General features: G+C 54.7%; 9 protein-coding genes. 5 read left to right on the forward strand and 4 right to left on the reverse strand.

What is annotated here, in order from left to right:
- The first annotated feature begins 4 nt into the window (after positions 1–4).
- The 3 genes from J7I43_RS18825 (at position 5) to J7I43_RS18835 (ending at position 4,526) form a co-directional block, all read left to right on the forward strand.
- Positions 5–1,093: an efflux RND transporter periplasmic adaptor subunit gene (locus J7I43_RS18825; protein ID WP_209147406.1), complete on the forward strand. Its 1,089-nt coding sequence runs from the start codon at positions 5–7 to the stop codon at positions 1,091–1,093.
- Between the two features lie 6 nt (positions 1,094–1,099).
- Complete coding sequence (locus tag J7I43_RS18830; RefSeq protein ID WP_209147407.1) at positions 1,100–4,216, forward strand: efflux RND transporter permease subunit; 3,117 nt, start codon at positions 1,100–1,102, stop codon at positions 4,214–4,216.
- 112 nt (positions 4,217–4,328) lie between these two features.
- Positions 4,329–4,526, forward strand: coding sequence for a hypothetical protein (locus tag J7I43_RS18835; protein WP_209147408.1), 198 nt, complete (start codon positions 4,329–4,331; stop codon positions 4,524–4,526).
- Positions 4,527–4,836: 310 nt separating this feature from the next.
- Here J7I43_RS18835 and J7I43_RS18840 read toward each other — a convergent pair whose 3' ends face one another.
- The gene (locus J7I43_RS18840; RefSeq protein ID WP_209147409.1) at positions 4,837–6,051 is read right to left on the reverse strand and encodes a serine hydrolase domain-containing protein; all 1,215 of its coding nucleotides are present in this window, start codon (positions 6,049–6,051) and stop codon (positions 4,837–4,839) included.
- Between the two features lie 243 nt (positions 6,052–6,294).
- On the opposite strand from J7I43_RS18840, the gene serA reads away from it, so the two are divergent.
- Together serA and J7I43_RS18850 are read left to right on the forward strand one after the other, a co-directional pair.
- The gene (gene serA / locus J7I43_RS18845) at positions 6,295–7,533 is read left to right on the forward strand and encodes a phosphoglycerate dehydrogenase (protein ID WP_209147410.1); all 1,239 of its coding nucleotides are present in this window, start codon (positions 6,295–6,297) and stop codon (positions 7,531–7,533) included.
- 105 nt (positions 7,534–7,638) lie between these two features.
- Positions 7,639–8,013, forward strand: a complete 375-nt coding sequence (locus J7I43_RS18850; protein ID WP_209147411.1) for a DUF4260 domain-containing protein — start codon at positions 7,639–7,641, stop codon at positions 8,011–8,013.
- Positions 8,014–8,017: 4 nt separating this feature from the next.
- Here J7I43_RS18850 and J7I43_RS18855 read toward each other — a convergent pair whose 3' ends face one another.
- From J7I43_RS18855 to J7I43_RS18865, 3 genes are all read right to left on the reverse strand, one after another.
- Complete coding sequence (locus J7I43_RS18855; protein ID WP_209147412.1) at positions 8,018–8,404, reverse strand: hypothetical protein; 387 nt, start codon at positions 8,402–8,404, stop codon at positions 8,018–8,020.
- Positions 8,405–8,415: 11 nt separating this feature from the next.
- The gene (locus J7I43_RS18860) at positions 8,416–8,823 is read right to left on the reverse strand and encodes a hypothetical protein (RefSeq protein WP_209147413.1); all 408 of its coding nucleotides are present in this window, start codon (positions 8,821–8,823) and stop codon (positions 8,416–8,418) included.
- A gap of 121 nt (positions 8,824–8,944) precedes the next feature.
- On the reverse strand, positions 8,945–23,830 hold the full coding sequence (locus J7I43_RS18865) for a gliding motility-associated C-terminal domain-containing protein (RefSeq protein ID WP_209147414.1): 14,886 nt from the start codon (positions 23,828–23,830) through the stop codon (positions 8,945–8,947).
- Positions 23,831–24,386: the final 556 nt, after the last annotated feature.

Below are 24,386 nucleotides of genomic sequence, written 5' to 3' on the forward strand. Positions count from 1 at the left end.
GGAGATGAAAAGATATGCACTTCCCATTGCGCTCGTCGCCGCCCTCGCCGTTTGGACGGGCTGCAAACACTCGCAGGCGGAAGGCACGGAAGCAACCACCTTCGTGCTGAGCGATACCATGATGGCTTCCATTACGATAGATACCACCGTGATCAAACCCGTCGAAAACGAACTGCGCCTTTCCGGCAAAGTAACGCCAGACATGGGCAAGGTGCTGAAGCTGTACCCGCTGGTGAGCGGTTATGTAAAAGACATCAAAGTGCAGCTGGGCGATTACGTAAAAAAAGGGCAGGTGCTGGCCGTGATCCAAAGCGGGGAGATCGCCGATTACGACAAACAGCTTTCGCAGGCGCAATCTGATCTCGCCGTAGCCGAAAAAGGGCTGAAAGTAGCGCAGGACCTCTACAAAAGCCAGCTTGCCACGGAAAAAGACGTGGTGAACGCCGAAGGCGAAGCCAGCAAAGCCAAAGCCGAGATCGGGCGCATCAACGAACTGCTGCAGATCTACCGCAAAGGCAGCGGCTCCACTTCCATCGTTACCGCGCCCATCAGCGGGTACGTCATAGAAAAGAACATCAACAACGGCATGGAGCTGCGGTCAGACAACAGTTCGCATATGTTCACCATCTCTGAGCTGGACGATGTGTGGATCATGGCGAATGTGTTTGAAACAGACATCTCCCGTGTAAAAGAAGGGTACCCGGCGGATATTTCCACCATCAGTTATCCGGATAAAATATTTCACGGGCGGATAGACAAAGTTTACAACGTGCTGGACCCGGACACCAAAACGATGCAGGTGCGCATCCGGCTGGACAATGAAGGCATGCTGCTCAAGCCGGAGATGTTCGCCAGCGTGCTGCTGCGATACCGCGAAGGCATGGAAATGCCCGCCATTCCAAGTTCCGCTGTCATTTTCGACAAAGGGAAAAACTTCGTGATGGTGTTCCGCGACAAATTCAATATCGACACCAGGGAAATAAAAGTGGCCAAAGCGCTGAACGAAACATCATACATCAGCCGCGGCCTGCAGCCGGGGGAAAAGATCATTTCCCGGAACCAGCTGCTGATCTATGACGCGTTGAACGACTAACGGCACATGAACAGGTTCATCAGAAATATTGTAGGGTTTTCGCTCAGGAACAGGTTCTTCGTGTTTTTTATGCTGGCGGTGCTCAGCATCGGCGGGGTAGTGGCCTTTCTCCATACGCCCATCGAAGCATTCCCCGACGTGACCAACACACAGATCGTGATCGTCACGGAATGGAACGGGCGCAGCGCGGAAGAAGTGGAACGTTTCGTGACCACGCCCATCGAAATATCGATGAACGGGGTACAGCGCAAAACCAGCGTACGGTCTATTTCAATGTTCGGTTTATCTGTGATCAAGATCATTTTTGAAGACGATGTGGAAGACTTTTTCGCGCGGCAGCAAGTGAACAACATGCTGCGCAACGTGAGCCTGCCTGAATCGGTAGAGCCGGAAGTACAGCCGCCGTACGGGCCCACCGGCGAAGTGTTCCGCTACTGGCTTAAAAGCGAACACAGAGACAGCCGGGGACTGCTCACGTACCAGAACTGGGTGATCGACCGCCAGCTGCGCAGCGTGCCCGGCGTGGCAGACGTGGTGGCCTTCGGCGGGCAGGAAAAGATCTACGAGATTACGGCGGACCCTGTGCGCCTCGCGAAATACAACATTACGCCGCTGGAACTTTACGAAGCCGCCAGCAAAAGCAATATCAACGTTGGCGGCGATGTGATCGAAAAGAACGGGCAGGCGTATGTTGTGCGGGGCATCGGGCTGCTGGACAATATCAGGGACATCGAGAACATCATCGTGCAGAATATAGACGGCACGCCCATACTCGTCAAAAACGTGGCGGACGTGCGGGAAACGTCCGCGCCCAGGGTAGGGCAGGCGGGGCTGAACGAAATGGACGATATCGTGGAAGGAATTGTAGTGATGCGCAAAGGCGAAAACCCCACCGAAGTGCTGGCGCGCATCAAAGGCAAAGTGGCGGAGCTGAACGAAAAAGTATTGCCGTCAGACATCAAAATGGTCACCTTTTACGACCGCGATGTGCTGATGAGTTATTGCACCAGGACAGTCATGCATAACCTGCTCGAAGGGATCGTTTTTGTGACCGTGATCGTCTTCCTGTTTATGGCAGACTGGAGAACCACGCTGATCGTGGGCATCATCATCCCGTTATCGTTGCTGTTCGCCTTCATTTGCCTGAAGTTGAAAGGAATGAGCGCCAACCTGCTGTCTATGGGCGCCATCGATTTCGGGATCATCATCGACGGTGCGGTGGTGATGGTGGAGGGGATCTTCGTAATGCTCGACCACAAAGCGAAACATTACGGGATGGAACGCTTTAACCGGCTCGCCAAGTTGGGTTGGATCAAAAAGACGGGCGGCGAGCTGGGTAAAGCGGTGTTTTTCTCCAAACTGATCATCATCATTTCATTGCTGCCCATCTTCTCGTTCCAGAAAGTGGAAGGAAAAATGTTCTCGCCCCTGGCCTGGACGCTGGGCTTTGCGCTGCTGGGCGCATTGCTGTTCACCTTAACGCTGGTGCCGGTGCTCACCTCTATTTTATTAAAGAAAAACGTGCGTGAAAAACATAACCCGGTCGTTGTTTTTTTTCACCGCATCGTAATGAAAGGATTTAACTGGACATATGCGCGGAAAAGGCTCAGTCTGCTCATGGCCGTTTTATTCATGGGGATCAGTTTTGCTTCCGCCCGCTTTCTCGGCTCGGAATTTTTGCCTCAGCTGAACGAGGGGGCGTTATGGGTGGAAGCGAAACTTCCTATGAGCATGAGCCTCAACGAAACGGTGAAATTCGTGCACAAGTTCAGGAAAGAGCTGATGAGTTTCCCCGAAGTGAACGGCGTGCTGTCGCAAACGGGCCGCTCCAACGACGGCACCGATCCTTCCGGCTTCTATTACGTGCAATGCCAGGTGAACCTGAAACCGAAAGAAGAATGGAAACGAAAAATTACGATGGACCAGTTGGTGGAAAAAATGGACAAACGCCTGAAACAATACCAGGGCGTGGGTTACAACTATTCCCAGCCGATCATCGACAACGTGGCGGAAGCCGTGGCCGGCATTAATGCCAGCAATGCGGTGAAGATATTTGGGGACGATCTCGGCGAGCTGGACAAACTCGCCAACCAGGTGATAGAACGCATCCAGGGCGTGCCCGGCATCAAAGACGTGGGCATTCTCCGCAACATCGGCCAGCCTGAAATGAGCGTGCACCTCGACGAACAGAAAATGGCGCTGTACGGCGTGAAAACAGCGGACGCGCAGGCCGTGATAGAAATGGCGATCGGCGGCAAAACCGCCACACAGCTGTACGAAGGCGAACGCAAGTTCGACGTGCGCATCCGTTACGATCAAAGCTCACGCCAGGATGAAGAAGACCTGCGCAACCTGATGGTGCCCGCGATGAACGGCAACCGCATTCCGCTGAAAGAGATCGCGAACGTGGAAACACTCACCGGCCCGGCGTTTATTTACCGGGACGATACCAAACGTTTCATCGGCGTAAAATTCTCCGTGCGCGACCGCGACCTGGGCAGCGCCATCGCCGAAGCGCAGGCCAAAGTAAAACAGGGTGTAAAACTGCCAAAGGGTTATTCCATCGGCTGGACGGGCGAGTTCGAAAACCAGGTGCGCGCCACGCAAAGGCTGGGGCAGGTGGTGCCGGTAAGCCTGGTCGCGATCTTCATCATCCTGTTCATCATGATGGGCAGCGTGAAAGACGCGGGGCTGATATTGCTGAACGTGCCCTTTGCGCTGATAGGAGGCATCCTTGCGCTGCACGCCACAGGCATCAACTTCGGCATTTCCGCGGGCGTGGGTTTTATCGCCCTCTTCGGGATCTGTATCCAGAACGGCGTGATCCTGATCTCGGTGTTCCACAAAAACCTGCAGCTGAAAATGCCGCTGAACGATGCGATCAGGCTGGGCGTGGAGGAACGTATCCGGCCGGTGGTAATGACCGCGCTGATGGCCGCTATCGGGCTGATACCGGCTGCGGTGAGCAGCGGCATCGGTTCCGAAACGCAGAAGCCGCTGGCAGTAGTGGTGATAGGAGGGCTGGTCACGGCTACCGTGCTCACGCTGCTCATTTTCCCGCTCATCTTTTACAGCGCGTATAAAAACAAATCGAAGAAGCTAATACTTACCAATAACAATTAAAACAAATTACAATGAGACCGTAAGGTCCCATCGTATTCCTAAAAATTAAAAACGATTAACGATGAAACCGTAAGGTTCCATTTTATCCTTTAAAAATTAAAACGATTAAAAAATGAAAAAGATCATGTTTCTGATGGCCGCCGCAATGATCACCGTTGGTGGCATCTCCGTAGCAAATGCACAGGCGAAACCCGCTGCAAAAACAGAACAGAAAGCTGAGAAAAAAGAACACAAACCCGAAAAGAAAACAGAACACCATCACACCGCGAAAAAACACGGGGCTAAAAAAGAAACCCCGGCAAAACAATAGTATACAAGGTTACAGGTTTTAGTTCGCATAAATAGGTTGATAGAATGATCATGGAACACCTCGTTTCATGCATTAAATCCTCTCCGCCCTGCCGTAAAAGAGAAAACGCAGGGCGGATTTTTTTTACGAAACGGATGGCCAGGGCTTCTCCAATCCCAGGCTTTCCGCCGCCCACGCGAGCTCTATTGCAATCAGCCTTTTAAATACATTTTTCAGCCAACCCGGCATGGCGCCATCTGCATCGTGCGACAATAAAAAAGCCGGTCCGAAAACGATCGGCCGGCCTTTTTTTATGAAGGGTTTCAGGTATTTATTCTTCTCCCGCTTCTTCGCCGTCGCTGTGCCCGATGATCTCGCGCAGCGGTTTCACGGCCTGGTAAATGCCGCGGTTGTAACGGTTGCCGAGGATGATCACGGTGGCGGAATCTTTCACAAAGCGGTAAAAAACGGTGTTGTTGCCATGCCACCAGCCGTTGTGGTAGATGATCTTCTGCGTACTGTCCGGGTACACCAGCAAACGCCAGCCGAGGCCGTAGTTGCGGATGCCGGGTTTTTCGTTGCTGTAGGGCGTGAAGGCTTCTTTTAACGTTTCCGGCTTGAAGAGTTTGCCGGAATACAGGGCTTGGTCCCACTTGAGCATGTCCTGCGCGGTGCTGTAAATGCCTTTGTCGCCCACGGCGCCGTCGAAACTGTTGTCCGGCTCCGGCCGCCAGCTGGAAAGATGGCTGATGGTCTGGTGCGGGCGCGGCGCCTGCGTGGGGTCCGCCACGAAGGTATTGTTCATTTCCAGCGGGGTGAAGAAGGTTTCGCGCAGGTAATCCGCGTATTTCTGGCCGCTCACTTTTTCGATAATGGCGCCCAGGATGAGGTAATTGGTGTTGCAGTAATTAAAATGCCGGTCCGGCTGGTATTGCACGGCCGGTTTGTGCACCGTCATCAGGCTGATCACTTCTTCGTTGGTAAGGAAGTGCGATTTGTCTTTGATGAGGCTGTCGCAGAAATAAAGATAATTGGGCAGGCCGCTGCGGTGGTTCAGCAGCATACGGATGGTGATGCCGGGGTACGGGAAATCCGGGTAATAATGCTGAAGGGAATCTTCCAGCCCCAGCTTCCCTTTTTCCACCAGGCTCAATACGGCCATACCCGTAAAGGTTTTGGAGACTGAAGCCAGCTGGAAGGCGGAGCTGTCGGTCACCGGCGTTTTGGTAGCATGATTTTCCATGCCCTGGTAATATTCGTACAGGATCACGCCCTTTTTAGCCACCAGCACGGCGCCGCTGAAATGGGAAGCGGAAAGCCGGGTGCGCACCAGTTCGGCTACTTCACGGCTGATGCGTTTATTGACGGGATCTTTCAGCACGGCGGCCTTTTCGGCTTCGCTAAGCCCGAGCGTATAAATGGAAGCTGAATGGGTGGAAGAAGCGTTTTTTTCTTTGTTCCGGTTAGCAGAGCTGCTATTACACGCGGAATAGATGATGGTACCGGCGGATATGGCCAGCAATACAATTGCCTTCGAACGGTTCATTAGTTAGTGCTGCGGATATATTAAAAAGTGATTATTAGCAATTTTCATGCCCTTTACGGGCCGAAGGGTGGAAATTATTCAAAAAAGTATAAAGAACGCCTATCTTTTTTCACCAATCTCTAATTTGCCGGGACAGTTATTTGATTTCTCCTCAAACTCCGCTAGGTTTGCGGTGACTTTTGACGACCGGAACACGACCCAAACTGTCAAGTTATTGTCATTCTCAGTAATATAACCAGCACCATGAGCCAAAGAAAATTAACGAGTTATCCGAAAGAGAAGATCAACATCCTTTTATTGGAGAACATTAGTGATGCCGCGGTGGCGGAGTTCAAAGAGGCGGGTTATGCCAATACCCGCAAGATCACCGGCGCTCTCAGCGAGGCCGACCTTATTAAAGAAGTGAAAGATGTGCACCTGCTGGGCATCCGCTCGAAAACACAGGTTACATCGGCTGTACTGGCCGCGGCGAAAAAGCTGCAGGGCATCGGCTGCTTCTGTATCGGCACCAACCAGGTGGACCTGAAAAGCGCCACTGAGCATGGAGTAGCCGTATTCAACGCCCCTTATTCGAATACCCGTTCGGTAGCCGAGCTGGTGATCGGTTTGTCGATCATGCTCATCCGCCGTATACCGGACAAAAATATAGCCGCCCACCAGGGCACCTGGATGAAAGAAGCGACCGGTAGTTATGAACTGCGGGGCAAAACCCTCGGCATCGTGGGTTACGGCAATATCGGCAGCCAGGTAAGCGTGCTGGCCGAAGCGCTCGGCATGAACGTGCTGTATTACGATGTGGAGACCAAACTGCCGATGGGCAACGCCGTTCAGATCCGCACCTTAAAAGACCTTTTCAAACAATCCGATATCATCTCCCTGCACGTGCCTTCCAACAAAAGCACGGTGGACATGATCAACAAGGAAACGCTGAAACACGCAAAAAAAGGCGCGATCTTCCTGAACTACGCCCGCGGTGAAGTAGTGGTGCTCGAAGACCTGAAGGAAGCGCTGGAAAAAGGCCAGCTGTCCGGCGCGGCGATCGACGTGTTCCCGGTAGAGCCTGAAAAGAACGGCGCCGCTTTCAGCACGCCGCTGCAGAAGATCCCGAACGTGATACTCACCCCCCATATCGGCGGCAGCACCGAAGAAGCCCAGCACAACATCGGGCTGGACGTGAGCAGCAAAATGCTGAACTATCTTGAAAAAGGCGCTTCATTCGGCTCTCATACCGTTCCGGCGCTGAGCGTACCGGCGATCGAGAACACGCACCGCATCCTGCACATCCACCGCAACGTGCCGGGGGTGCTTTCCGAGATCAACAGCACATTGTCGAACAAAAACATCAACATCCTGGGGCAATACCTCAAAACCAACGAACAGATCGGTTACGTGGTGCTCGACGTGGATTCCAAACTTTCACAGGAAGCTTTTGCGCTGCTGAAAGAAGTGAACCACACCATCAAAACAAGGATGTTGTATTAATATCGTTTTTTACGTTCAAAGCCCTCTTCCCGGCCGGGACGGAGGGCTTTTTTTATTTTGTGGTCCGGTGAAATCTGCTGAGCTTTGCCCATCAAATAAACCGAAATGACCGACCGCAATATCCTTAAATTGCTGAAACTGGAAGAAGCCGCCATGTTCGCGCTGGCTTTACTGATGTTCGAACAGCAGTGCACCATTTCGTGGTGGTGGTTCTTGGGATGCCTGCTGCTGCCCGACCTGAGCATGCTGGGGTACCTGACCAACGCGCGTACCGGCGCTTACGTTTACAATTTTTTTCATCACAAGGGCGTGGCGCTGCTGGTATATTTCGCGGGCACTTTTTTCGCTTACGAGCCGCTTGTTTTCACGGGCATCATATTGTTCGCCCATTCTTCCATGGACCGGGTTTTCGGTTACGGCCTCAAGCTGGTCACCGGTTTCCAGGACACACACCTCGGGCGTATCGGCAAACACAAATAGTTTATCAGGGAAGCACCGTAACGGTATCGCGGTGCCAAAGGCCGTTGTTCCGCGCAAACTTCAGGTAATATGTGCCCGGCGCGGGAAAAGCGTATTTGAACGGTTTGGTGTGATAGCGGATCTCTTTGGTACAGCCAACGTCTTTCGGGGTAAGGCCCCAAACTTTTATGATCAAAGTATCCCCGTCGCGGTGGCTTTCGAACGAATCGAAAATGCTGCAGCTGTTCTCCAGGGAAAACTTTATGTCCATCGTATTCACCTGGCCCGCCCTGGGCACATAAGTGAATGTGTTGCTGGTTACCTGGCCCTGCGTTCTGTTATACTCCACCTGCGGGTCCCTGCTGCAGGAAATTGCCGCCAGCAGGGCGATTGCAACGATATAAACTTTCATAAGCAAGCGTTTTATTTGACGGTGATGGTATCGCGGTGTGTGACGGTTTCAGGGCCGCTCTGCGCCGGGCCTACCCATTTGATGTAATAGGTGCCGGGCGCGGGGAATGTCTTTTTAAAAGTGGCCGTCCGCTGCGGGATGTCCTGCGTGCAGAAGGCTTCTTTGGGGTAACGGGCGAGCACTTTTACCACGCCGGTGTCTTTATCGCTGGAAACCACGAAAGAATCGAACTGGCCGCAGCCGTTGTAAACTTGGAAAGTCACCTTTAAACTTACCGTAAGGCCCGCCGCGCCGGCGTTCTGCAGTTCGGTGCTCACCACGGGACTGAATTTCCTTTCGTATTTGCTTTCTGCCGGGTCGTCTTTATGGCAGGACGTGATGGCCGACAGCATGATTACGGCAGCGAGGTATAGCTTCATGAGGGTCCGTTTCGTGTTTAAACGGGCCGGTATTCAAAAAAGTTACAATCCATATAAAAAGAGAGGCCGCCCAAATGAGCGGCCCCTTCCGGTGAAAGAATCGGTTTTTTGTTTGAAAATATTATCTCACAACGGTCACGTCTCCTTTGATGATGAATGCCGGGCCGTTGGTTACTTTCTTGTAAGTGAGCCACCATACGAAGGTTCCCACGTCTACCGGGCGGCCTTTGTAAGTACCGTCCCAACCCTGGTACTGGTCTTTGCTGAGGTACACCAGCTCGCCCCAACGGTTGAAGATGCGCAGTTCGTAGTCGTACATCGGGCCTCTTACCACGGGACGGAACAGGTCGTTTTTACCGTCTCCGTTCGGCGAGAAGGCGTTGGGTACTTCCGGTTTGCTGTCGCATTCTTTTACATCGATGGTGATCTCGTCTGTACTGCTGCCACAATCGTTGAACACTGTCACGCTGTAGGTGCCCGGCTCGATCACTTCGATGTAGCTGGTGGTGGCGCCGTTGCTCCATTTATAAGCGGTGGCGTTCACAGCGTTCGCCTTCAGTACGTGGCGGCGGCCTTTACAGATGATGGTGTCGTTGCCCAGGTTCACCGTCGGCGGGCCTGCGATGGTCAGTTTCAGGCTGTCTTCCTGGTACCTGTCGCAGTAGCGGTCGAGGATGCCCAGTTTATACGTACCGCCCACGCTGAGGCTCTTCACAGGGTTCAGGTCTCCGTCGTTCCAGCGGTAAACGGACGCATCCGGATGGGTGGCGTTGACAATGATGCTTCCGCCTGGGCAGATGATGCGGTCCGGGCCGAGATCGAACGATATGTCCGGGCGTTCGGCCACTCTCACTGATTCACGCACCACGCAATTGTCTCTGTACACTGATACGGAGTATGTTCCGGCCCTGCTTACGAGGATGGAGTTACCCATTTCACCGGTACCCCATTGTATGCGTCCCGCGTTGGTATTTACGGTCAGCATTACGGTCTGGCCCGGGCAGATGGTGGTATCCCTGCTCAGCGTAATATCCGGCGGCGGGTTTACGGTCACGTCGATGGTATCGATCGTGATACAACCGTTTTTGATCACCTGTACCCAGAAACGTTCCTGCGTGCTTACGTTGATGGCCGGCGTAGTGGCGCCCGTGCTCCAGAAGTAGCTGGACGCGCCATCCACGGTGGCGTTGAGCGTTACGCTTTGGCCGCGGCAGATCGTGGTGTCCGGGATGTCTATCAGCGGCATCGGTATCACGCTTACTTCGATCGAATCCATGGCGGTACACATGCCGTTGCTTATGGTCACTTTGTATTTTCCGGCCTGTGTTACCCTGATGCGCTGGGTGGTTTCGCCGGTGCTCCAGGTGATGTTGTACCCGAAGTTGGCCGGGCCCGCATCCAGTACCATGCCGTTGCCGCCGCAGAGGCTGGTGTCTTTGCCGAGGTTCACCACCGGCATGTTCAGGTAGTTGATGGCGTAGGTCATGGTGTCTGACACACAACCTGTGAGGCCGTCCCTTACAATGAACGATGCGGAAGTGGCGCCGTTCACATTGAACATCGGGTTGGTGGATGTGATCGGTACCTGTACCGCGTTGGCGGGCGTTACCGCTACGAGGGTGTATACCGGCCTGTTCACACGGCCGCGCGTTTTGAGCGTGATAAACGGCGTGCTGCTGCAGTTGGTGAATACATCGGCTTCCAGCTCAGGTTTCGGACAAGGCAGCACGATAATGCGCTGGATCACGTCCTGGGCTGCGTTGCCGCATTCGTCCGTAACGCTCCACCTCCTGGTGATGATGTAACCGTTACAGAGGTCAGGCGTATACGGGTCGACGGTGTATTTCACTTTTTTCGGGAAGCTGCCGTCGCAGTTGTCTGTGGCGTTCAGCTCTATCATGCCCGTGGGGATGGCTTGCCCGCAGCTGAGCGTGATGTCGGCAGGCGGCGTGTCGATCACCGGTCTTGTAGTATCGCGTACCGTGATCACCTGGCGCATGATGGCGGTGTTGCCGCACTCGTCTTTGGCCGTCCAGGTGTAGATCAGGCGGTAGCTGCTGGCGCAAGCGCCCGGGATGTTTTCGCGTACCTGGTTGAAGGTGACGCTTACAGCGCCCGGCATGCTGCAGTTGTCTGAAGCGGAGATGCTGATGGGCGAGGGGATAGCGTCGCAGCTTACCGTTGTATCCGCAGGGGCGGCCATGTTGAATACCGGTCTGGTGGTATCTATCACGGTGATCACCTGTGTAGCGGTGGCGCGGTTGCCGCACTCGTCTGTAGCCACCCATGTGCGGGTGAGCCTGTAGTTGTTGATACAATCGTTGGACAGCTGCATTTTGGTAAAGCTGTACATGATGGTCACATTATTGGCGGAACAGTTGTCTGTCGCTGTCATTACAGGCGCGGCGGGCACTTCGTCGCAGTTTACGGTGATGTTGGTCGGCGGCTGCAGTGTGAATACCGGTGCGGTCTTGTCTTCCACGGTCACCACTTGTCTTACGGTGGTGCTGTTGCCGCACTCGTCCGTCGCGATCCAGGTGCGGATCAGGCGGTAGTTGTTCGTGCAGGCGCCAGGGATGTTCTCGCGCACTTCATTCTTCACAATGTTCAGGCTCATCGGAGAACAGTTGTCTGTAGCGTTCAGGTCAGGCATTGCCGGGATGGCGTCGCAATCTACCGTTACATCGGCCGGTACCGTAGTGGTGAACACCGGTGCGGTGCGGTCTGCCACAGTCAGTACCTGTTGAATTGTCGTGCTGTTGCCGCATTCGTCGGTAGCGGTCCAGGTGCGGATCAGGCGGTAATTGTTCGCGCAGGCGCCGGGGATGTCTTCACGGCGTTCCGCTTTCACCACCACTACATTATTGGCCATGCTGCAATTATCGCTTGCGGCGAGGTCGGGCTGTACCGGTATCGCATCGCATTCCACGGTGGCGTCAGCCGGTTTGGTTACGGTGAATGTTGGCGCGGTGCGGTCTGTTACGGTCAGTACCTGCTCAACCGTCCTGCTGTTACCACATTCGTCGGTAGCCGTCCAGGTGCGTACCAGGCGGTAGTTGTTCGCGCAGGCGCCCGGAATGTCTTCACGGCGTTCTGCTTTCACAACGGTCACACGGTTTGAAGGCGTACAGTTATCGGTCACGTTCAGATCAGGCATGGCAGGTATCGCGCTGCATTCTACAGTGGCATCCGCGGGGATGGACACGGTGAAGTTCGGCCTGGTGGTATCCTGAACGGTGATGGTCTGTGTTACCGTTCTCGCGTTGCCGCATTCGTCTGTAGCGGTCCAGGTGCGGATCAAACGGTAATTGTTCACGCAGGCGCCGGGTATGTCTTCCCGACGTTCCGCTCTTGTTACCGTGATGCGGTTGGTGGCGCTGCAGTTGTCTGTTGCGGTCAGCTGCGGCTGTGCCGGGATGTTGTTGCAATCCACGGTGGCATCTGCCGGTACAGGCATGGTGAATGTGGGCGCGGTGGTATCTGTTACGGTGATCACCTGCGTTACGGTGGCGCTGTTGCCGCACTCGTCGGTAGCCGTCCAGGTGCGTATCAGGCGGTAGTTGTTCGCGCAGGTTGCGCCCGGTATCTGTTCAGTGCGTTCGGCGCGGGTGATGGTCACTCTTGCCGTCTGGCTGCAGTTGTCGGTAGCGGTCAGCGTGGGCATCGCCGGGATGCTGCTGCATTCCACGGTGACATCGGCAGGTACGAGCAGGGTAAACACCGGTTTGGTAGTGTCCTGCACAGTGATCACCTGCGTGCCGATGGCGGTGTTGCCGCATTCGTCCACGGCCGTCCAGGTGCGGATGAGGCGGTAGATGTTCGCGCAGGTGCCGGGGATGTTTTCACGGCGTTCCGCTCTTGTTACCCTTACGCCCGCAGCAGTGCTGCAATTGTCGGTAGCGTTCAGCACCGGCTGCATCGGGATGCCGTCGCAGTTCACGGTGGTATCGCGCGGTATCGCGGTGGTGAACGCCGGCCTGGTCGTATCCTGTACGGTGATGATCTGGAGCACACGGGTCATGTTGCCGCAGCCATCGTTGGCCGTCCAGGTGCGCAGCAGGCGGTAATTGTTCGCGCAGGCGCCCGGGTTGTCGATATGCTGTTCGTCGTAAGTGATGCTTACGGCAGGCGCGCAATTGTCTCTCGCGGTCATTACCGGAGCAACAGGGATGGCGTCGCAGTTCACAGTGGTGTCGCGCGGGATCATGCTGGTGAACACCGGTTTGGTACGGTCTGCCACGATGATCGTTTGCGTGATGGTCCTGCTATTGCCGCATACGTCCGTTGCCGTCCAGGTGCGGATGAGGCGGTAAGTGTTGGCGCAGCTGCTGTCAATCCGCTGTTCCGCTTTGGTGATGTTCACGATGCCGGAACAGTTGTCCGTAGCGGTCATATCGGGCTGAGCGGGCACTGCGTCGCACTCAACGGTGATGTTGGCGGGAGCGGGGGCGCTGAATACCGGCGGCGTTGTATCGCGTACGGTGATGATCTGTACGGCGGTGGTGAAGTTGCCACACTCGTCGGTGGCGGTCCAGGTCCTGCGCAATTGATAATTGTTCACGCAGGCGCCCGGGATATTCACGCGGGTTTCGTTGTATGTGATCGTGATCCTGTTGGTAGCGCTGCAATTGTCCCTTGCGGTCATCTCCGGCGCAGACGGGATGTTGCTGCATTCCACTGTTACATTGGCCGGGATGGTAGAAGTAAATACAGGTGCTGTACGGTCTACCACAGTGATGGTCTGCGTTACCGTTCTCGCGTTGTTGCATTCGTCCAGCGCCGTCCAGGTGCGGATCAGCAGGTAATTGTTGGCGCATGCGCCGGGAATATTCTGCCTGATCTCGTTTTTCAGAATCCTCACGGATGCGGCGGGACTGCAATTGTCGGTCGCAGCGAGGTCCGGCATGGTCGGAATGTTGCTGCATTCTACGGTCACGTTGGCCGGGGTGGCGATGGTGAACGCCGGCGGGCGTGTATCCTGTACGGTGATGATCTGTATCACGGAATCACGGTTGCCGCAGATGTCACGGGCGATCCATACGCGACGGAGCTGGTAATTGTTCCGGCAGGCGTTCGGCGCGCGAACGGTATCCTGGCGTTTGGTCACGGTTACGAGGCCGTTACAGTTGTCGGTAGCGGACAGGTCTCCATGAACCGGGATGCTGCTGCACTCAACCGTTATGTTAGCCGGGGCTGGTGTAGTAAATACCGGCGGGCGGGTATCGCGTACAGTAACGATTTGTATCACGGAATCGCGGTTGCCGCACACATCGGCAGCGATCCACACGCGGCGCAGCTGGTAGTTATTCAGGCATGCATTGGCTGCGCGGATGGTATCCTGGCGCCTGGTCATGGTTACGAGGCCGTTACAGTTGTCGGTAGCGGACATGTTCCCCTGAACAGGAATGTTATTGCATTCCACTGTCACGTTGGCCGGGGTAGGCGTTGTAAATACGGGCGGGCGGGTATCGCGAACGGTGATGATCTGAATCACGGAATCGCGGTTGCCACAGGTATCGCGGGCGATCCATACGCGGCGGAGCAGGTAGTTGTTCAGACAGGCGTTGGCGGCACGGATGGTATCCTGGCGTTTGGTGATCCTTACCAGGCCATTACAGTTGTCGGTTGCGGTCAGGTCTCCCTGGACAGGGATGGCGCTACATTCCACCGTAGTGTTGGCCGGGGCAGGCGTTGTGAACACAGGCGGACGGGTATCGCGCACCGTGATAATTTGTATCACGGAATCGCGGTTGCCACAGGTGTCGCGGGCGATCCATACGCGACGAAGCTGGTAGTTGTTCAGACATGCGTTGGCGGCACGGATGGTATCCTGGCGTTTGGTAATTCTTACCAGCCCATTACAGTTGTCGGTTGCGGTCAAATCGCCCTGAACAGGGATGGCGCTACATTCCACGGTCACATTAGCCGGGGCAGGCGTTGTAAACACCGGCGGGCGGGTATCTCGAACCGTGATGATCTGAATCACGGAATCGCGGTTGCCACAGGTATCACGTGCGATCCACACACGGCGGAGCTGGTAGTTGTTCAGACATGCGTTGGCGGCACGGATGGTATCCTGGCGTTTGGTAATTCTTACCAGGCCATTACAGTTGTCGGTTGCAGTCAGATCACCCTGAACAGGGATGGCGCTACATTCCACGGTTACATTAGCCGGGGCAGGCGTTGTAAACACCGGCGGGCGGGTATCTCGAACCGTGATGATCTGTATCACAGAATCACGGTTGCCACAGGTATCACGAGCGATCCACACGCGGCGGAGTTGGTAGTTGTTCAGACATGCGTTGGCGGCACGGATGGTGTCCTGGCGTTTGGTAATTCTTACCAGCCCATTACAGTTATCAGTAGCCGTCAAGTCTCCCTGAACAGGGATGGCGCTACATTCAACGGTTACATTGGCCGGAGCCGGAGAATCAAATACTGGCGGTCTTGTATCCTGTACCGTGATAATTTGTATCACGGAATCGCGGTTGCCACAGGTGTCGCGGGCGATCCATACGCGACGAAGCTGGTAGTTGTTCAGACATGCGTTGGCGGCACGGATGGTATCCTGGCGTTTGGTAATTCTTACCAGGCCATTACAGTTGTCGGTTGCAGTCAGATCACCCTGAACAGGGATGGCGCTACATTCCACGGTCACATTGGCCGGGGCAGGAGAATCGAACACAGGAGGACGTGTATCCTGTACCGTGATGATCTGAATTACAGAATCACGGTTGCCACAGGTATCGCGTGCGATCCATACGCGGCGCAGTTGGTAGTTATTGGGGCAAGCGTTGGCGGCACGGATGGTATCCTGGCGTTTGGTAATTCTTACCAGCCCATTACAGTTGTCGGTTGCGGTCAGGTCTCCCTGAACAGGGATGGCGCTACATTCCACGGTTACATTAGCCGGGGCAGGCGTTGTAAACACCGGCGGGCGGGTATCCTGCACGGTGATGATCTGAATCACAGAATCACGGTTACCACAGGTGTCGCGGGCGATCCATACGCGGCGAAGCTGATAGTTGTTCAGACATGCGTTGGCGGCACGGATGGTATCCTGGCGTTTGGTGATCCTCACCAGGCCATTACAGTTGTCGGTTGCGGTCAAGTCTCCTTGAACGGGGATGGCGCTACATTCAATGGTTACATTGGCCGGGGCAGGAGAATCGAACACAGGAGGTCTTGTATCCTGCACGGTGATGATCTGAATCACGGAATCGCGGTTGCCACAGGTATCACGAGCGATCCACACACGGCGGAGTTGGTAGTTGTTCAGACATGCGTTGGCGGCACGGATGGTATCCTGGCGTTTGGTGATCCTCACCAGGCCATTACAGTTGTCGGTTGCAGTCAGGTCTCCCTGGGCAGGGATGGCGCTACATTCAACGGTAATGTTGGCCGGAGCCGGTGTTGTAAACACCGGCGGGCGGGTATCCTGTACCGTGATGATCTGTATCACAGAATCACGGTTGCCACAGGTATCACGAGCGATCCACACGCGACGAAGCTGATAGTTGTTCAGACATGCGTTGGCGGCACGGATGGTATCCTGGCGTTTGGTGATCCTCACCAGGCCATTACAGTTGTCGGTTGCAGTCAGGTCTCCCTGGGCAGGGATGGCGCTACATTCCACGGTGATATTGGCCGGAGCCGGCGTTGTAAATACCGGCGGGCGGGTATCTCGAACCGTAATGATCTGTATCACAGAATCACGGTTGCCACAGGTATCACGAGCGATCCACACGCGGCGGAGTTGGTAGTTGTTCAGACATGCGTTGGCGGCACGGATGGTATCCTGGCGTTTGGTGATCCTCACCAAGCCGTTACAGTTATCAGTAGCGGTCAAGTCTCCTTGAACAGGGATCGCGCTACATTCCACGGTTACATTGGCCGGGGCAGGAGAATCGAACACAGGAGGTCTTGTATCCTGCACCGTGATGATCTGTATCACGGAATCACGGTTGCCACAGGTATCACGAGCGATCCACACACGGCGGAGTTGGTAGTTGTTCAGACATGCGTTGGCGGCACGGATGGTATCCTGGCGTTTGGTGATCCTCACCAAGCCGTTACAGTTGTCGGTAGCGGTCAAATCGCCCTGAACAGGGATCGCGCTACATTCAACGGTGATGTTAGCTGGAGCAGGAGAATCGAACACAGGAGGTCTTGTATCCTGCACCGTGATGATCTGTATCACGGAATCACGGTTGCCGCAGGTGTCGCGGGCGATCCATACGCGGCGCAGTTGGTAGTTATTGGGGCAAGCGTTGGCGGCACGGATGGTATCCTGGCGTTTGGTGATTCTCACCAGGCCATTACAGTTGTCGGTTGCCGTCAGATCACCCTGAACAGGGATGGCGCTACATTCCACTGTGATGTTAGCCGGAGCCGGAGAATCAAATACCGGCGGGCGTGTATCCTGCACGGTGATGATCTGAATCACGGAATCACGGTTGCCGCAGGTGTCATGTGCGATCCACACACGGCGCAGTTGGTAGTCGTTCAGACAAGCGTTGGCCGCGCGGATGGTATCCTGGCGTTTGGTAATTCTCACCAGGCCATTACAGTTGTCGGTTGCGGTCAAATCACCCTGAACAGGGATAGCGCTACATTCCACGGTTACATTGGCCGGGGCAGGAGAATCGAACACAGGAGGTCTTGTATCCTGCACCGTGATGATCTGTATCACGGAATCACGGTTGCCGCAGGTGTCGCGGGCGATCCATACGCGGCGAAGCTGATAATTATTCAAACAAGCGTTTGCCGCACGGATGGTGTCCTGGCGTTTGGTGATCCTCACCAGGCCATTACAGTTATCAGTAGCGGTCAAGTCACCCTGAACAGGAATCGCGCTACATTCAACGGTGATGTTGGCCGGAGCCGGTGTTGTAAATACCGGCGGGCGGGTATCCTGTACCGTGATGATCTGAATCACAGAATCACGGTTGCCACAGGTATCACGGGCGATCCATACGCGGCGCAGTTGGTAGTCGTTCAGACAAGCGTTGGCGGCACGGATGGTGTCCTGGCGTTTGGTAATTCTTACCAGGCCATTACAGTTATCAGTAGCGGTCAAATCGCCCTGAACAGGGATAGCGCTACATTCAACGGTGATGTTAGCTGGAGCAGGAGAATCGAACACGGGAGGTCTTGTATCCTGCACCGTGATGATCTGAATCACGGAATCACGGTTGCCACAGGTGTCGCGGGCGATCCATACGCGGCGCAGTTGGTAGTCGTTCAGACAAGCGTTGGCGGCACGGATGGTGTCCTGGCGTTTGGTAATTCTTACCAGGCCATTACAGTTGTCGGTTGCCGTCAGATCACCCTGAACAGGGATGGCGCTACATTCCACGGTGATGTTAGCCGGAGCCGGAGAATCAAATACCGGCGGGCGGGTATCCTGCACCGTGATGATCTGAATCACGGAATCACGGTTGCCGCAGGTGTCGCGGGCGATCCATACGCGGCGAAGCTGGTAGTTGTTCAGACAAGCGTTGGCCGCGCGGATGGTATCCTGGCGTTTGGTAATTCTCACCAGGCCATTACAGTTGTCGGTTGCGGTCAAATCACCCTGAACAGGGATAGCGCTACATTCCACGGTTACATTGGCCGGGGCAGGAGAATCGAACACAGGAGGTCTTGTATCCTGCACCGTGATGATCTGTATCACGGAATCACGGTTGCCGCAAGTGTCGCGGGCGATCCATACGCGGCGCAGTTGGTAGTCGTTCAGACAAGCGTTGGCTGCGCGGATGGTATCCTGGCGTTTGGTAATTCTTACCAGGCCATTACAGTTATCAGTAGCCGTCAGATCACCTTGAACGGGGATGGCGCTACATTCAACAGTTACATTGGCCGGGGCAGGAGAATCGAACACAGGAGGACGTGTATCCTGTACCGTGATGATCTGTATCACAGAATCCTCGTTCCCGCAAGCATCCGTAGCGATCCATACACGGCGAAGCTGGTAATTATTGGGACAAGCATTCGCTGCACGGATCGTATCCTGGCGTTTGGTCGCAGTTATCAGCCCGCTACAAGCATCAGTAGCCGTCAAATCATTATGGACAGGGATTGCGCTGCATTCCACCGTCATATCCACAGGCAAAGGCGTATTAAACACAGGCGGCGTATTATCCGTCACGGTGATCGTCTGGCGCGTTTCAACCGTTCTCCCGCAAGGATCTTCAGCCGTCCAGATGCGCGTGATCGTAAAGCCGCAGGTCTGCGCTGCCGTTGAATCCCTGTAAGTGGTGGTCAGCGCAAGGCCCAGGGGATGACTGAAGGTCGGCGTACCGAACAACGTCGTATAGTCCGTCCCGCTCACGCAAGCTGTAGTTACAGGAGGAGGCGTACTGCTCACGGAAGGCGGTACGGTAGACACCGTGATCTCCACGGCATTGCTGATGCTTTCGCATTCCGTACCAGATCTCACGATCCTGCGATACCAGGTGGTCTGTGTTAACACCGGCGGCTGGAAAATGCTGCCGGTAGCGGAAGGAACGGTTGTAAAACCAGCTGTGGCGCTGGTAGTGCTGTATTCCCATTCATAAGTATAAGTGCCGCTGCCGCCTGAAGGCACACCCGCGCCTGTCAGCTGGCTGGGTTGCGTATTGGGACAAATTACCTGGTCCTGCTGGATAACATTATTCCCGATCTCGTCGCGGTTAATAAGCACGACGTTATCGCCCGGGGTTGTACAGGTATTGTTCGTTACGGTCCAGGTAAGCGTTGCGGTCTGGCCGGCTGGCAGCGTAACGGTCGCTTTCGGATCATGCAGGTCGCTGATGGTCATGCCGGGAGTAAGCCCCGTCCAGGTACCGGTGCCGATATTCGGAACGGTAGCGTCCATGATGAAAGTAGCATCGTTACAATGCTCCTGGTTCTGACCGGCATTGGCCGCATCGGGCATTTTGTCTACAGTAATGGTCGCGGTGGCGCAGTCAGTATTTTTACAAGCCCTGTCGCTTTCCGCCCTCACGGCAAAAGTAGTGGTTTCCGTAGGCTGGAAGGTAATGGAGGTGCCGGTTCCGATGGAAGTACCCGCGCCACAATTATCCTGGTACCACACCCACTCGGCATTGGAACCGAGCGTGCCGCCTTTTGCGGTAAGGGTAACGGTCTGGCCTTCGCAGATCCTGCTCGGCGTTATTTCGATCCATGCCGGGATGGATAACGATTCAAGCGTGGTGGTGAAAGTATCCGCTTTTTCACAACCGTCTGCATTCCGCATCACGATCCTGAACCGGTATTCCCCGGCGGCCGTGGTAGGCGGGTAGTTGATAGTGATCTGTCCGCCCGAGAAACTTTGATTGAACAGATCGGTGAAACCGGGCAGCTCGTAACCGGGGATTGCCAACAGGTCGTAACGGTTGGGCGCCCCGGAAATAATGGCATATTGCACTTCAAATTTACCGGACGCGTTACAGGCGGATACAGGGTCTGTAATAGTGAATTCAGGCACTGCAGCCACTTTTACTTCAATTACGTTGCTGTTGGAAGTACAGGCGCCGGAAGTAACGGTTCTCCTGTAATAAGTAGTGACCGTTAAAGCACCAGGCTGATAGGTAGCACCGGTGGCGCCGCCGATGTTCGTAAAGGTGCCGGTGGCGCTGGCGCTGCGCTGCCATTGATAGGTATAGGCGCCGGTGCCGCCGGTTGGCGCTGTGCCGGTAAGTTCGGCAGGCGTGGTGTTGGGCGGACAAAGCACCTGGTTTTGTTGTATGGTATTATTTGCGATCGGGTTCCTGTTAATTAACACAACGTCGTCTGGCGTTGAGGTACAGGGGCCATTGGTGATGGTCCATGTCAGCGTTGCAGTTGTGCCTGCAGGCACGGTCACGATCGCGTTCCTGTTATGAATATCGCTGATGGCAATACCCGCCGGCACTACCGTCCAGGTGCCTTGTGCGCCTCCAATGCTAGGCGCGTCGGCAGTCATGTTGAAGGTCGCGTTGTTACAGTGTTCCTGGTCCGCGCCTGCCTGAGCGGCAACGGGCATCTGGTACACGGTTACCGTGGAAGATACGCAGGTTGAATTGCCGCAAGCCATCGGGCCTTCCGCTCTCACTGAATAGGTAGTGGTAGTGCTCGGGTTTACATTGATGGAAGTGACGCCTCTTGCGATTTCCGTGCCTGTCGTGCAATTGCCGCGGTACCATACCCACTGGGCATTTGAGCCCAATGAGCCGCCGTTGATCGTTAACGTGGCCGAAGAACCGGCGCAGATGTTCGGCGTAGGCAGCGTAATTGTCGGCGCAGTGGAAGGCGTATTGATCGTTACCGTGAAGAAAGATTCGGAAGCACAGATCTCACCGGTCATCGTCATCTTTTCAGCGCGGATCAGGAAGGTATATACGCCCGGCGCAACACCCGCAGGGTAGGGGATGCTCAGCGTTCCGTCCGTTGCGTACAGGGGCTCGTCGGTAATGTTTGAGAAGCCCGGCATCGGGTTGGCGCCCACCGCTTCCAGGTCGAATTGCTCGGGATCGTTGGTGGAAGTCCAGGGCAGGTCGAACTGGCCGGCGCCGTCGCGGCATTCGTCGATATTGGAATCAACCGAGATGGTCGGAGGCTCGGCAAAATCGAGGATGATATCTATTGAACGGGGCGCACAGGTGGAACCGGGACGGTTTTTTGTGACCGTCCAGCGAAGCATCGCGGTTTGCGGGCCGTTGTTGATCGTAGCGGTCGCATTCGGGTTATGAATATCGGCGGGAGCGATGGTCACATCGCCCGAAATCACCGTCCAGGTGCCCGTCATGCTCGTATCTTTCACCGGGTCCGCATCCAGCGTGAACACGTTGGTACATTGCGCCAGGTCTCTCGCCACCGCATTGGGCACGGATTCTACGAGGAATGTCTTTTCGTCTGTGCTGATACAATCGGTGCCGCTTACCTGTATGCTCAGCCGCACGGTTACCGGCGTGTTGAGCGGCATTGTGCGCAGCTGGCGGTTGTTGGGAGCGTCTACCGGGTTGGTCGTCACCAGCGTGGCGCCGTGATTGGGGCCAACGAAGGTCCAGGTCACGATATGAGGCGGTGTTTCGCCCGGGTCGATCGGCGTAACCGGTCTCAGGTTGATGTTGGGAGCAACGTCCGCGCAGTAATTGGTGATCGCATTGATCCCCGCGGGCGTAACCACCGCGCCGGTGATCTTCACGGAATCCCTCACCGTACACTGGCCGTTGCGCACGTTCACTTTATATTCCTGCGTAACCGCCGTAGAAGGCGCTGTAATATTAATGGCCTGCGTATGCAGGTTGCCCGGCTGCCAGGTGATGTCAAAACCGGCATTGGCCGCGCCCGCGTCGAGCGTCAGCGGTTCGTTCACGCATAGCAGCTGATCGGGTCCAAGCTCCACAACAGGTGGCTGGTCCACCGTGATCATGATGCTGTCTTTTTTGGTACATACGCGCGGCTGCCCGTTTACGTACGCACCATATTGTATACTACCGGTTACATTATACTGGCTCGTTACCGACGGCCTGATCAGGATCTGGTTCTTCGGCTGAAGGCCTGGCCCCGGCCATGGCAATATATCCGGGCCGGTCCACGTAAAGGTTTCGTAACCGACGACGCCCGGCGACTCCAGGGGAGTGGCCGTCAGGATCGTGGAATCGCCACGGCACAGGGAATCCCTGGTGGCGTTGATCTTCGGCAGCTCGGCCACCGAAATGGTTACCCGGTTCGATGGCGTATAACACGTTCCCCCCGAGAGGTTGCCCGCTTCAATCACCATCAGCTGGTACCTGATCACATCTCCTTCCTGCAGCACGTCCGGGCCGATATGCAGCACGGGGGTATTTACACCGGTATAACCGGGCTCGTTGACCGTTGTATAAGGAGCACCATTTTTGCTGAACTCCCAACGGTAAACAGGATTGGTGAAATAGTCCGCAGGCTGGATAACCGAGGTCACGTTCAGTTCGGCGCCAGGGCACACCTGGTCTTCTTCCACACCCAGACCGTCGATATAGGAATAAATTTTGGGCGCGCAGAATACGAATTCGATGTCGTCTACCGCGATGTCGTTACCGCAACCGCCGGGGTTATTGTTCCTGATCTCAACGACCACGTTCGTTTCACCGGGCCCTAAGGTTACGGTACCGCCGAACTGCTGCCAGCCGGTCATGCGCTGGTCTCCGCCATTATTAATGGAAAGGTCCATCGATACGTCGTTCGTATTGAACTGACCGATGACGGCGTTGTTTGTCGCGTTTCTTACAATGAAGGTAACGCCTGCGTACCGGTAGTTGCTGTTCCAGTTTTCGCAGACATTATTCAATACGCCTAAGGAGTTCAGGTTGATGAACCAGGCGGAAAAGTTGTATTTCGCGCCGGGACAAAGGCCTGTTACGGTTCTTCTGTAAAAAGACCGTGGCTCTTCGGATGAGTTGGCGATGAGCATGCCGCCATATCCGTCGTTGGTATGGTCGAATATATCGCCCCATTCATTTTTACCGCCAAGCTTGGCGCTGTAGTGAATAGCGTAATAGTTGTCTTTCAGTTCGCCGTCGCCGTCGAAAATGTAATCGATGGTGGCAGGCGCGGGTAAAGCCCTGGCCGGCCCGTTAACGGTAAAATTGCCGAACGTCTCTTTAAAGTTCGTCGATGGCGTGAAAGTACCTTCACACACTTCCATCTCACAACTTTCGGCAACGAAGGTCCTGGTAACTTCAGCGTAAGCAGGTACCCATACGCCGTTTACGCGAACGGTGCCTTTATATATTCTTGCCGTTATCGTGTAAGTACCTATTTCTTCAACATTGAAGGTCATGGATTCGCTGTTGGAAGCGATCCATCTCACTATTGGGTTCGGGCCGCGCGGCTCGCTATATACGACAGTCGGGCCTACTGGCAGATCGATGGTCCAGCGGACGCTGTCCACCGAGGTTTTGGGATATTGCCATCCTCCGTTCTGCCAGACGCCGTCAATATTCTGCAACCAGGCGTGAACCGAGGCGTAGGCGCCACTGCAGACCCTTGCGGGGGCTGTCATGAAAGGGCGGCGGGTATCGTCGTTGATAACCTGCGAAAAGGCCCTCAAGCCTGTTAGTGTAAATAGTATAAGGAGTAAAAATCTTCTCATTGTAGCAAACAATTAAGTGAAACAAGTCCGTTGCAGGTGATAGGCTGCACGGGCGGTCATTTCCTTCGGAATGCCGGAGGATTGGCCGTTTTAACAGAAATTGTTTGAGACAATAAGCTGCGCCGGATGCTGCGCAGATGATCACAGGTGTAAAGGATCGTTTTCATAGGCTTCGGTTATTCGATATTCGGTTCTTTCAATAGGTATAGTCTGCCGGTTTGCACACATTTCAACTAAACTGAAATTAAAATTAATGATAATATAGACAATTCAAAAATATGAATTTCTCTCGAGAGTGTGAAAAAACAGTTATATGATGTTTATATTGTATGAGTGACTTGAAAGTCAAGTCTTTAATCCCGTGGAAAATTTGTTAACTTTTTTTCGTTGTTTCGGGAAAGGTTTCAATTTTTTTTGATAGAATATGTTATTTAAAAAATAATTACCTACCTTTGCAGACCAAATT

Source organism: Chitinophaga chungangae (genome assembly GCF_017742215.1).
GTDB classification, from domain to species: Bacteria; Bacteroidota; Bacteroidia; order Chitinophagales; family Chitinophagaceae; genus Chitinophaga; species Chitinophaga chungangae.

Excerpts from the sequence above, each read along its gene's own strand:
- J7I43_RS18825 (WP_209147406.1), top strand. The coding sequence starts at position 5 with ATGAAAAGATATGCACTTCCCATTGCGCTCGTCGCCGCCCTCGCCGTT.
- J7I43_RS18830 (WP_209147407.1), top strand. The coding sequence starts at position 1,100 with ATGAACAGGTTCATCAGAAATATTGTAGGGTTTTCGCTCAGGAACAGG.
- J7I43_RS18835 (WP_209147408.1), top strand. The coding sequence starts at position 4,329 with ATGAAAAAGATCATGTTTCTGATGGCCGCCGCAATGATCACCGTTGGT.
- J7I43_RS18840 (WP_209147409.1), bottom strand. The coding sequence starts at position 6,051 with ATGAACCGTTCGAAGGCAATTGTATTGCTGGCCATATCCGCCGGTACC.
- serA (WP_209147410.1), top strand. The coding sequence starts at position 6,295 with ATGAGCCAAAGAAAATTAACGAGTTATCCGAAAGAGAAGATCAACATC.
- J7I43_RS18850 (WP_209147411.1), top strand. The coding sequence starts at position 7,639 with ATGACCGACCGCAATATCCTTAAATTGCTGAAACTGGAAGAAGCCGCC.
- J7I43_RS18855 (WP_209147412.1), bottom strand. The coding sequence starts at position 8,404 with ATGAAAGTTTATATCGTTGCAATCGCCCTGCTGGCGGCAATTTCCTGC.
- J7I43_RS18860 (WP_209147413.1), bottom strand. The coding sequence starts at position 8,823 with ATGAAGCTATACCTCGCTGCCGTAATCATGCTGTCGGCCATCACGTCC.
- J7I43_RS18865 (WP_209147414.1), bottom strand. The coding sequence starts at position 23,830 with ATGACAGCCCCCGCAAGGGTCTGCAGTGGCGCCTACGCCTCGGTTCAC.